The sequence below is a fragment of the Streptomyces sp. NPDC034670 genome (genome assembly GCF_055574875.1).
In genome coordinates this window covers 1-10120 of the sequence record NZ_JBVITR010000035.1, presented here as the reverse complement: position 1 = coordinate 10120, position 10120 = coordinate 1, and the positions used below count along the sequence as shown (strand labels likewise).

The window sequence follows — 10120 nt, the reverse complement described above, 5'->3', positions numbered from 1 at the left end:
GACAACCACATCCCCCCCCCGCCAGACCACCCCCCCCCCCCCCGGCGCGCCGCCCGCGACCGGACCCCCGTACGGCAGCGGGCCCGCCCACCGCGAACGGTGGACGGGCCCGGTGCGCGGGCGGGCGCGGGGTCACTCCGCGAGGGCCGCCTCCGCGTCCAGCGTGGCGGCGACCGCCTGGATCACCGCGGCGATCTTGAACGCCTCCTGGATCACCTCGCGCTCCACGCCGGCCTTGCGCAGCACCTGCTCGTGGGAGTCGAGGCACATGCCGCAGCCGTTGATCGCGGAGACCGCGAAGGACCAGAACTCGAAGTCGACCTTGTCGACGCCCGGGTTGCCGATGACGTTCATCCGCAGGCCGGCGCGCAGGTTGCCGTACTCGTGGTCCGACAGCAGGTGACGGGTGCGGTAGAAGACGTTGTTCATCGCCATCACCGCGGCGGCGGCCTTGGCGGCCGTGTACGCCTCCGGCGACAGGTTCGCCTTCGCCTCCGGCTCCAGCTCGCGCAGCACGATGGCCGAGCGCGAGGCGATCGCCGTCGACAGCACCGTGCCCCACAGCTGCTGGGCCGGCAGGTCGGAGTTGCCGATGACCGAGCCCAGGTTGAGCTTCAGGTCCTTGGCGTAGTCCGGCAGACGGGACTTCAGGGAGTCGAGCGACATGTCAGGTCACTCCCCCGCCAGCAGCGCGACCGGGTCCAGGGTCTCCTCGCCCTTGGTCCAGTTGCAGGGGCAGAGCTCGTCGGTCTGCAGGGCGTCCAGGACCCGCAGGACCTCCTTCGGGTTGCGGCCGACGGAGCCGGCGGTGACCATCGTGAACTGGATCTCGTTGTTCTGGTCCACGATGAACACCGCGCGCTGGGCGAAGCCGTCCTCGCCCTCGATGCCGAGGGCGCGCATCAGCTCGTGCTTGGAGTCCGCCATCATCGGGAACGGCAGGTCGCGCAGGTCGTCGTGGTCCTTGCGCCAGGCGTGGTGGACGAACTCGGAGTCACCGGAGAAGCCGAGGATCTGGGCGTCGCGGTCGGCGAACTCGTCGTTCAGCTTGCCGAAGGCCGCGATCTCGGTCGGGCACACGAAGGTGAAGTCCTTGGGCCACGCGAAGACGACCTTCCACTTGCCCTCGTAGGTCTTGTGGTTGATCGTCTCGAACTCCTTGCCCTTCTCCAGCGAGACGCAGGCGGTCAGTTCGAACTCGGGGAACTTGTCACCGACAGTGAGCACGTGCTCTCCTTGCAGCGAAGAAACACCCGTTTTGCGGGGGTTTCCCATGGGTTGGTCCTTAATGATGTTGGCACAGGGTGCATTGATGAGGGAAATAGCTACACTCGGTCGTGTTGATCGGAGGTAGCTATTAGTGACCGTGCGTAAAAGGCGCAGGCAGCCGAGCCTCGCACAGTTGCGCGCCTTCGCCGCCGTGGCCGAGCACCTCCACTTCCGGGACGCCGCCGCGGCGATCGGGATGAGCCAGCCGGCCCTGTCGGGCGCCGTGTCGGCGCTGGAGGAGTCACTCGGTGTCACCCTGGTGGAGCGCACGACGCGCAGGGTCCTGCTCTCGCCGGCCGGCGAGCGGCTCGCCGCCCGCGCCAAGGCGGTGCTGGCGGAGGTCGGTGCGCTGGTCGAGGAGGCGGACGCGCTGCAGGCGCCGTTCACCGGCGCGCTGCGCCTCGGCGTGATCCCGACGGTGGCCCCGTACCTGCTGCCCACGGTCCTGCGGCTGGTCCACGACCGCTATCCGCGCCTCGACCTCCAGGTGCACGAGGAGCAGACCGCCAGCCTGCTGGACGGGCTGACCGGCGGCCGGCTCGACCTGCTGCTGCTCGCGGTGCCGCTCGGGGTCCCGGGCGTGGTGGAACTCCCGCTGTTCGACGAGGACTTCGTGCTGATCACACCGCTCGGCCACGGGCTCGGCGGCCGGGAGGGCATCCCCCGCAAGGCGCTGCGCGAGCTCAACCTGCTCCTCCTGGACGAGGGCCACTGCCTGCGCGACCAGGCCCTCGACATCTGCCGGGAGGCCGGGCGCGCGGGAGTCGCGGCCACCACGACGGCGGCGGGGCTGTCCACCCTCGTGCAACTGGTCGCGGGCGGCCTCGGGGTGACGCTGCTGCCGCGCACCGCCGTCCAGCTCGAGACCACCCGTTCCAGCCGGCTCCTCACCGGCCGCTTCGCCGACCCGGCCCCCGGCCGCCGCATCGCCCTCGCCATGCGCGCGGGCGCGGCGAGGGCGGCGGAGTACGAGGAACTGGCGGCGGCACTGCGGGAGGCGATGCGGGAGCTGCCGGTGCGGGTGGTGCGGGACTGACCCGCGGTCACCCCCGGCGCCTCCCGGCGCTCCGGGTGCCTCCCGGCGCTCCGGGTGCCTCCCGGCGCTCCGGGTGCCTCCCGGTGCCCGGGAGGCACCCGGCGTCCCGGACCCCTCCCCGTCCCCGTCCCGTCCCCGTCCCCGTCCTCCGCCTCCCGGCGCTCCCGGCCGCCGCCCCTGCTCCCTTACTCCGTGCGCAGGCCGTCCGGGCGCATCATGCGCAGCAGCGGCGGCAGGCTCAGCAGGGTCACGGCCAGGACGACCCCGCCGCCGATGCCCGTCATCCGCAGGACGGTCGGCCAGTCCACGCGGACCGGCGTCGCGGTCATCCGCAGCAGCACCGCGCCCAGGACCACGCCCACCACCGAGGCCAGCAGCAGTCCCAGGCCGATCGGGACCGCCGTCTGCCACAGCACCGACAGGCCCAGGGTGCGCCGCCGGGTGCCGAAGGCGACCAGGGCCGACAGCAGTTTCCGACGCTCGCGCAACTGCTCGAGCTGGGAGACCAGCAGGCTCGCCCCGATCAGCAGCAGCACGGCCACCGCGCCCACCAGCAGCCCGGTGCGGATGCTGTCGTAGCGGTCGGAGCGCTCGGTGGCGCTCCAGGTCACCGGCTGGTTCAGCGGATCGAGGGCGAACACCGCGTTGTGCACGTGCTCGCGGGCGTCCGGCACCGAGTGGTCCAGCGCCAGGTACAGCTCTCCGCTGACCTCCCGGGCGATGTCGTCCGGCACCGCCTTCGGGGTCAGCAGGAAGCCGTCGCGCAGGGTGCCGGTCGGGTCCGTGACCGACCGGGCCCCCTTCACGCCCTCCGGCACCGTCCAGGAGATCCAGTCGCCCCTGGACGCGCCGCGCGCCTCCAGGTGGACCGTCCGGCCGGGCTCGTTCAGCGCCTCGGTGGCCTCGTCGTCGTAGCTGCCCCGGAGGGCGAACACGTCACCGTCACGGCAGGAGGGAAGTTCCGCCACCTCGCGCAGCACCGCGCAGTCGCCGACGGTCAGGCCGGCGCCGTGGCGCACCTCCTCGTCCCCCCGCGCGTCGGAGACGTACCCCTCGGACAGGGCGTACACCTTCCGCACGCCCTCGGTGGCCTCCAGCTTCTCCGTGGCCGGGCCGAGGTCCTGGCCCGCGGGCACCCGGACCTGCATCTGGGCCCGCGTCACGTCGAGGCCGGTGTTCCTGGTGTAGTCGCTCTCCACGCCGGCGAACAGCATCTGCAGGGCGATCGCCCCGGCCACCGCCACCGCGATGCCGTTGACCATGCGGGCCGCCGAGCCGCTGCTCAGCTGCAGGCGCCGTACCGCCAGTTGCCAGGAGACGCCGCCCGCGCCGAGGCGGGCGACGACGGTCTCCACGATCCACGGCAGCAGCGCGGTCACGCCGATGAGGAGCAGGAGGACACCGCCGACGACGAAGTACTGGTTGAAGTTCCCGTTCTCGGCGCCCTGCCCCATCATGGGGGCCAGCATCGCGACGCCGGCCAGCGGCACCACCAGCCGCCACCACAGCCGGCGGCGCGCGGGCCGCGCCGTGCGCACCACGCCCAGCGGCTCGATGACCACTCCGCGCAGCGCGAACAGGGTCACCAGCACCGCGGCGGCCGGGACGGCGACGGCGACCAGCAGGGCCAGCAGCGGGGAGGGGTCCATGTAGCTCGGGAACACGCTGATGCCGAACACCTCGACGGACGCGGCGGCCTCACGCCCGATCAGGAAGAAGACGGTGCCGAACGCCAGCCCGAGCACCGATCCCGCGAGCGCCTCGCCCGCGGCGACCCGCCGGACGGAGGCGCCGTCCGCCCCGACCAGCCGCAGGGCCGCCAGCCGGCGGTCGCGCCGTTCCCCGCCGAACCGCACGGCCGCGGCGATGAACACGGCGACCGGCATCAGCAGCACCACGAACATGACCAGGACCAGCAGCACGAGGACCGGGTCCGACTCCTCGTCCCGCTGCTCGGGCGGGCCGTAGGCGTCGATGCGGGCCACCGAGGAGCCGTCGATGTGCTCGGCCAGGCCCGTGGCCCCCGCGTAGTAGGCGAGTTCCTTCGAGCCGATGAGTCCCTGCTCGCCGATCGTCCCGACGTCCCGGTACGGCAGGCGTGCGCGCAGCAGCTCCCCCTCGTCGGAGGCGAGCAGTTCCCGCAGCGCGGGGGAGACGACCATGTCGCCCTCGGCCGGGTACTCCTCGAGCCCCGGCGCCAACGGGGCCCTCGGCCCCTCCGGTTCCACCAGCCGGCCGCGGACGTCCAGGCCGCGGTACTCGGTGTCCCGGTCGGCGATGACGAAGGTGTCGTCGGCCCGGGGCTTGTCCTGCGGGCCGTACGTGTAGTCCAGGCGCGCCTCCTCGCGCCGGTGGCGCTCGTCCAGCGCGTTGGGGACGGCGGTGGTGAGGAGCAGGAGCGCCACGCCGAGGCCGACGCCGACGGCCGTGAGCACGGCCCGGATCCAGCCCTCGCGTCCGCCCGCGAAGGCGAACCGGACGCCCATGGCGAGGTCCCGTGCCCTCCCGCGGGCTCCCGGCTCCGCCCGGGCGGGGCGGTCCTCCCGCGGGGCACTCATACGGCGCGCTCCATGTCCCGGGACCTGCCGTCGCGCACGACGACCTCGCGGTCGGAGTACGCCGCCACCCGGGCCTCGTGCGTGACCAGGACGACGGCCGCGTTGGTGGACCGGGCGGCGTCGGTGAGCAGTTCCATCACGCGCTCGCCGTTGAGCGAGTCCAGCGCGCCGGTCGGCTCGTCGGCGAAGACCACCCGCGGGCCGGTGACCAGCGCGCGGGCGACGGCGACCCGCTGCCCCTGGCCGCCGGAGACCTCGCCGGGCCGCTTCCCGCGCAGGTCGTCGACCTCCAGCCGCTCCATCCAGGTCAGGGCGGCCCGCTCGGCCTCCTTGCGGGGCGTGCCGTTCAGCCGCAGCGGCAGGGCGACGTTCTCCACGCAGGTCAGCTCCGGCACCAGCTGCCCGAACTGGAAGACGAAGCCGAACTCCGAGCGGCGCAGCGCGCTGCGCCGGGCGTCGTTCATCGTGGCCATCTCGCGCCCGTCGTAGCGGATGGAGCCCGCGTCGGGCGTGACGATCCCGGCGAGGCAGTGCAGCAGGGTCGACTTGCCCGAACCGGAGGGACCCATCACGGCGACGACCTCGCCGGGGTGGATGGAGAACGAGGCGCCGTCGAGCGCGGTGGTCGGCCCGTAGGTCTTGCGCAGGTCCTGTGCCACGAGGAGCGATCCGGCGGGGGCCGTCGTCATCGGGTCACCGCCTCGCGGAGCCGGTCGAGGCGCGCCGCGGTCAGCTCCAGCCAGCGCAGGTCGGCCTCCAGGTGGAACAGGGCGTGGTCGCAGACGAGCTGGTCGGCCAGATCGCCCTTGCGCTTGCGGTCGGTGAGGATCCGCATGCTGCGCAGGTGCTCCGAGCGCTGGGTGTCCAGGATGTCGGCGGCGTCGCGGCTGGTGAGCAGCGCGAGGACGACCTTGGTGTAGAGCGTGGACTGCAGGTACGGCTCCGGCTTCTCCGGCGTGGCGAGCCAGCGCTCGACGTCGGTGACGCCGGCGTCGGTGATCGCGTACCGCTTGCGCTCGGGGCCGCCGCCGGACTCGATGCCGTCGACCTCGACGAGACCGTTCCTCAGCAGGCGGGACATCGTCGAGTAGACCTGGCCGTAGTGCAGCGGCCGGTCGTGACCGAACTTCTCGTCGAAGGCCCGCTTCAGGTCGTAGCCGTGGCGCGGGCCGGACTCCAGGAGCCCCAGGAGGGTGTGACCGATGGACATGCCGAGCACTCTACACACGGTGTATACGCGTCGTGTATACGCCGCGTGCGCGGATCGCGGCCGGGGGTGCGGGCCCCCAGGTGAGGGCCGGTTGTCACGGTTTCGTCACGGGGGGCCGGAGGGGTCGCCGGGGGCCCGGCGGGGCGCGTCGCCCGGCGGCGCGGGAGGACGGCCCCGGCGGGGGAGGGGGCCCGCCCCGCCGGGGAGGCGGCCCGCCTCCGCGAGCGCCCGGCGCAGCAGGAACTCGATCTGGGCGTTGGCCGAGCGCAGCTCGTCGCCCGCCCACCGGGCCAGCGCCTCGTACACCAGGGGGTCCAGCCGCAGCAGCACCTGCTTGCGCTGCTGCGGCGGCCTGCGCCGGGGGGCCGCCCCCTCGGAGGGGTCCGCGGGGCCGGTCACTGGTAGAGGGTCCCGGTGTTGAGGACCGGCTGCGCGGAGCGGTCGCCGCACAGCACCACCATCAGGTTGGACACCATCGCCGCCTTGCGCTCGGAGTCCAGCTCCACGATGTCCTGCTCGGCGATGCGGGTCAGCGCCGCCTCGACCATGCCGACGGCGCCCTCCACTATCTTCTGCCGCGCCGCCACGACCGCGCCCGCCTGCTGCCGCTGGAGCATCGCCGAGGCGATCTCGGGGGCGTAGGCGAGGTGGGTGAAGCGGGACTCGATGATCTGCACGCCGGCCGCCTCCACACGCGCGCGCAGTTCGGCGGCGAGCTTCTCGGTGATCTCCTCGGCGTTGCCGCGCAGCGAGAGGCCGTCCTCGTCGTGGGCGTCGTAGGGGTACTCGATGGCGATGTGCCGCACGGCCGCCTCGGTCTGGGTGGAGACGAACTCGACGTAGTCGTCCACCTCGAAGGTCGCCTGGGCGGTGTCCTCCACCCGCCACACCACGACCGCGGCGAGCTCGATCGGGTTGCCGTACGCGTCGTTGACCTTGAGGACGGCGGTCTCGTGGTTGCGCACGCGCGTGGAGATCTTGGCGCGCGTGGTGAGGGGGTTCACCCAGCGCAGGCCGTCCTGCCGGATCGTGCCCCGGTACCGGCCGAAGAGCTGGACCACCCGCGCCTCGCCCGGCGCCACCATGTTCAGCCCGCACATCGCGAGGAGCGCGGCGAGCGCGACCAGGACGCCGCCGATGATCAGCGCGGCCTGGGCGCCGGTCGCGGTGACCGCCGTGGCGGCGGCGACCAGTGCCGCGCCGGCCAGCAGCCCGGCCAGGCCGAGCAGCAGCGCCAGGCCGCCGCCGATGCTGTGCGCCGCGAACTCCCGCACGCGCGGCGCGGGCATCTCGGGCACGTCGGCCGTGACCTGGGTGTCAGGTGTGGACATGGGGGTCCCCCGTTTCCTCGGGCGCCCTCCGCACGCGGTGCGCACGGCTAGCGTCTGCTTATCTAAGTGATATCACTTTAGCGTATCCCGGCAACCTCACGCCCCTCTCGCACGTCGGTTCCATGGGGGGCGGGAGTCGGACGGGTGCTGATTGTCACGTCCGTAAAGGCCGGATCGGCCGTCCTTTGTCATAGCTCCCGGTGTTAGCTTTCTGAGCTGACCCGATCGGCGAACCTGTGTGGCAGTAGCGCACACATGAACGAAGCGGAGCGGAACGGAAGCATGGGACGAGCGGAGGAAAGACGCGCACGGCAGCGCGGTGGGCGCCGAGCGGCACCCGGCGGCGGCCGTTCGTCCCGGGCGGCCGGGCGCGGCGGCATACGCCGCCTCTTCACCTGGAAGAAGATCGTCGGCACGTTCTTCGCGCTCTGCCTGCTCGGCATGGGCGCCTTCATCGTGCTGTACATGGTGATCGACATCCCCGAGGGGAACGCCGACGCCACCCGGCAGAGCAACGTCTACAAGTACAGCGACGGCTCGGTCATGGCCCGCACCGGCGAGGTCAACCGCGAGGTCGTCGACCTGGCGCAGATCCCCAAGCCGGTCCAGCGGACCTTCGTCGCCGCCGAGAACAAGACCTTCTACAGCGACGCCGGCGTCGACCTGAGGGGCACCGCGCGCGGACTGCTCAACACGGTCTCCGGCAAGGGCGCGCAGGGCGGTTCGACGATCACCCAGCAGTACGTCAAGAACTACTACCTGACGCAGGAACAGACCGTCTCGCGCAAGCTGAAGGAACTGGTCATCTCGCTGAAGCTGGACCGGGAGAAGTCCAAGGACCACATCCTGGCCGGCTACATCAACACCAGCTACTACGGCCGGGGCGCCTACGGCATCCAGGCCGCCGCCCAGGCCTACTACCGCGTCGACGCCGAGGACCTCACGGTCGAGCAGGGCGCCTACCTCGCCGCGCTGCTCCAGGCGCCGAGCCAGTACGACTGGGCGGTCGCCTCCGAGACCGGCAGGAAGCTGGTCAAGAACCGCTGGAACTACGTCCTGGACAACATGGTCGAGGAGGGCTGGCTCGACCGATCCGAGCGCGCGGGCATGGAGTTCCCGGTGCCCAAGGAGCCCAAGGGCGATCCGGGCATGGCGGGCCAGACCGGCTACCTGGTGAACGCGGCCAACACCGCGCTGAAGGAGCAACTGGTCGCCGACGGCAGCGCCGAGGACGCCAAGCACGCCGACGCGCTCGTCGACGCCGGCGGCTGGACCGTCACGCTCAACATCGACAGGAAGAAGCAGGCGGCGCTGGAGAAGGCCGTCAAGGAGCAGCTCACCGACGAGCTGGACCCGAAGGCGCGCAAGGTCGACGCGGACGTCCAGGCCGGCGCCGTGTCCGTGGACCCGAAGACGGGCGCGGTCGTGGCGATGTACGGCGGCGTGGACTACCTGAAGCACTACTTCAACAACGCCACCCGCGACGACTACCAGCCCGCCTCCACCTTCAAGCCGGTGATCCTGGCGGCCGCCGTGGAGGAGGCGGCCGAGACGCAGGACGGCCGGCCGATCACGGCCGGCACCGTCTACGACGGCACCAGCGAGCGCCCGGTCGTGGACGGCGGCCGGAAGGTCGGCTTCGCCCCCGAGAACGAGGACGACCGCGACTACGGCGACATCACCGTCCAGACGGCGATGAACAAGTCGGTCAACTCCGTCTTCGCGCAGATGGGCGTCGACGTCGGCATGGAGAAGGTGATGGAGACCGCGGGCAGGCTCGGCATGGACGTCGAGGGCCTCCAGGCGGTGCCCGCGCAGACCCTGGGCTCCATGGGCGCCAGCCCCCTGGAGATGGCCGGCGTCTACGCCACGCTCGACAACCACGGCAGGAAGACCACCCCGGCGGTCATCAAGTCCGCGGAGCACCGCAGCCGGACCGTCACCCTGCCCGACGCGGTCGGCGAGCAGGTCATCAGCCGCGAGGCCGCCGACACGGTCACCTCGGTGCTGACCGGCGTGGTCGACGACGGCACGGCGCAGCGGGCCGTCCGCGACAACCCGCTGCGCGGCGGCCAGCAGGTCGCCGGCAAGACCGGCACCTCGGACGACAACAAGTCGGCCTGGTTCGTCGGCTACACGCCCGACCTGGTGACCGCGGTCGGCCTGTTCGGCGAGGACGACGAGCCCCCGCACAAGCAGGTCAAGATGTACGGCGCGGGCGGCCAGCCCCGGGTCAACGGCGGTGGCTTCCCGGCGCGGATCTGGGCGGCGTACACCTTCGGCGTGACGGAGGGGACCAGCGCGTTCGACCTGGAGACGCGGCAGGGCGCGGCCGTGGAGCCGCCCTCGGAGCCGCCGGTGTCGCAGTCGCCGAGCGAGGAGCCGACCACCGAGGAGCCGTCGGCGTCGCAGTCGCCGAGCGAGGAGCCGACCACCGAGGAGTCGGCCACCGAGGAACCGGCCACCGAGGAGCCGACGCAGGACCCGGCGACCCAGAGCCCGACCCAGAGCCCGCCGACGCAGTCGCCGTCGATCGGCGTCCCGGAGAACCCGGGCGACCCGGACCAGGACCGGCAGGACCGGCAGGCGCGGCAGGAGTAGGCGGAGGAGCGGACGGGGAGGAACGCGCGGGGGGGGGGGGGGGGGGGGGGGGGGGGGGGCGGGGGGGGGGGGGGGGAGGGGGGGGGGGGGGGGGGGAGGGGGGGGGGGGGGGGGG

9 protein-coding genes are annotated in these 10120 nt (G+C 72.6%); 2 read left to right on the top strand and 7 right to left on the bottom strand.

Going from position 1 to position 10120, the window contains the following annotated elements; translation table 11 throughout:
* Window positions 1-132 precede the first annotated feature (132 nt).
* Complete coding sequence (locus ACZ56B_RS21915) at window positions 133-666, bottom strand: alkyl hydroperoxide reductase (protein WP_468793078.1); 534 nt, start codon at window positions 664-666, stop codon at window positions 133-135.
* A 6-nt stretch (window positions 667-672) separates the two neighbouring features.
* On the bottom strand, window positions 673-1227 hold the full coding sequence (locus ACZ56B_RS21910; protein ID WP_468793075.1) for a peroxiredoxin: 555 nt from the start codon (window positions 1225-1227) through the stop codon (window positions 673-675).
* Window positions 1228-1360: 133 nt separating this feature from the next.
* Between ACZ56B_RS21910 and ACZ56B_RS21905 the strand changes: the two genes are divergently transcribed.
* Window positions 1361-2305, top strand: a complete 945-nt coding sequence (locus tag ACZ56B_RS21905) for a LysR substrate-binding domain-containing protein (protein WP_468793072.1) — start codon at window positions 1361-1363, stop codon at window positions 2303-2305.
* Between the two features lie 185 nt (window positions 2306-2490).
* On the opposite strand, the gene ACZ56B_RS21900 is transcribed toward ACZ56B_RS21905, so the two are convergent.
* From ACZ56B_RS21900 to ACZ56B_RS21880, 5 genes are all read right to left on the bottom strand, one after another.
* Window positions 2491-4863: an FtsX-like permease family protein gene (locus ACZ56B_RS21900; protein WP_468793069.1), complete on the bottom strand. Its 2373-nt coding sequence runs from the start codon at window positions 4861-4863 to the stop codon at window positions 2491-2493.
* A complete protein-coding gene (locus ACZ56B_RS21895; protein ID WP_468793066.1) occupies window positions 4860-5552 on the bottom strand; it encodes an ABC transporter ATP-binding protein in 693 nt (230 codons plus the stop codon). Before ACZ56B_RS21895 ends, ACZ56B_RS21900 begins: the two co-directional genes overlap by 4 nt.
* Entirely contained in the window at window positions 5549-6073 is a 525-nt protein-coding gene (locus ACZ56B_RS21890) for a PadR family transcriptional regulator (protein ID WP_468793063.1), read from the bottom strand. Before ACZ56B_RS21890 ends, ACZ56B_RS21895 begins: the two co-directional genes overlap by 4 nt.
* Window positions 6074-6178: 105 nt before the next feature.
* Entirely contained in the window at window positions 6179-6472 is a 294-nt protein-coding gene (locus ACZ56B_RS21885; protein ID WP_468793060.1) for a type II toxin-antitoxin system antitoxin, read from the bottom strand.
* Window positions 6469-7404, bottom strand: coding sequence for an SPFH domain-containing protein (locus ACZ56B_RS21880; protein WP_468793057.1), 936 nt, complete (start codon window positions 7402-7404; stop codon window positions 6469-6471). The genes ACZ56B_RS21885 and ACZ56B_RS21880 overlap by 4 nt, the downstream gene beginning before the upstream one ends.
* A gap of 282 nt (window positions 7405-7686) precedes the next feature.
* On the opposite strand from ACZ56B_RS21880, the gene ACZ56B_RS21875 reads away from it, so the two are divergent.
* Window positions 7687-10005 (top strand): transglycosylase domain-containing protein, encoded by a 2319-nt coding sequence (locus ACZ56B_RS21875; RefSeq protein WP_468793054.1) that lies wholly within the window; start codon window positions 7687-7689, stop codon window positions 10003-10005.
* The last annotated feature ends 115 nt before the right edge of the window (window positions 10006-10120 follow it).

Excerpts from the sequence above, each read along its gene's own strand:
- ACZ56B_RS21915 (WP_468793078.1), bottom strand. The coding sequence starts at position 666 with ATGTCGCTCGACTCCCTGAAGTCCCGTCTGCCGGACTACGCCAAGGAC.
- ACZ56B_RS21900 (WP_468793069.1), bottom strand. The coding sequence starts at position 4,863 with ATGAGTGCCCCGCGGGAGGACCGCCCCGCCCGGGCGGAGCCGGGAGCC.
- ACZ56B_RS21895 (WP_468793066.1), bottom strand. The coding sequence starts at position 5,552 with ATGACGACGGCCCCCGCCGGATCGCTCCTCGTGGCACAGGACCTGCGC.
- ACZ56B_RS21890 (WP_468793063.1), bottom strand. The coding sequence starts at position 6,073 with ATGTCCATCGGTCACACCCTCCTGGGGCTCCTGGAGTCCGGCCCGCGC.
- ACZ56B_RS21880 (WP_468793057.1), bottom strand. The coding sequence starts at position 7,404 with ATGTCCACACCTGACACCCAGGTCACGGCCGACGTGCCCGAGATGCCC.
- ACZ56B_RS21875 (WP_468793054.1), top strand. The coding sequence starts at position 7,687 with ATGGGACGAGCGGAGGAAAGACGCGCACGGCAGCGCGGTGGGCGCCGA.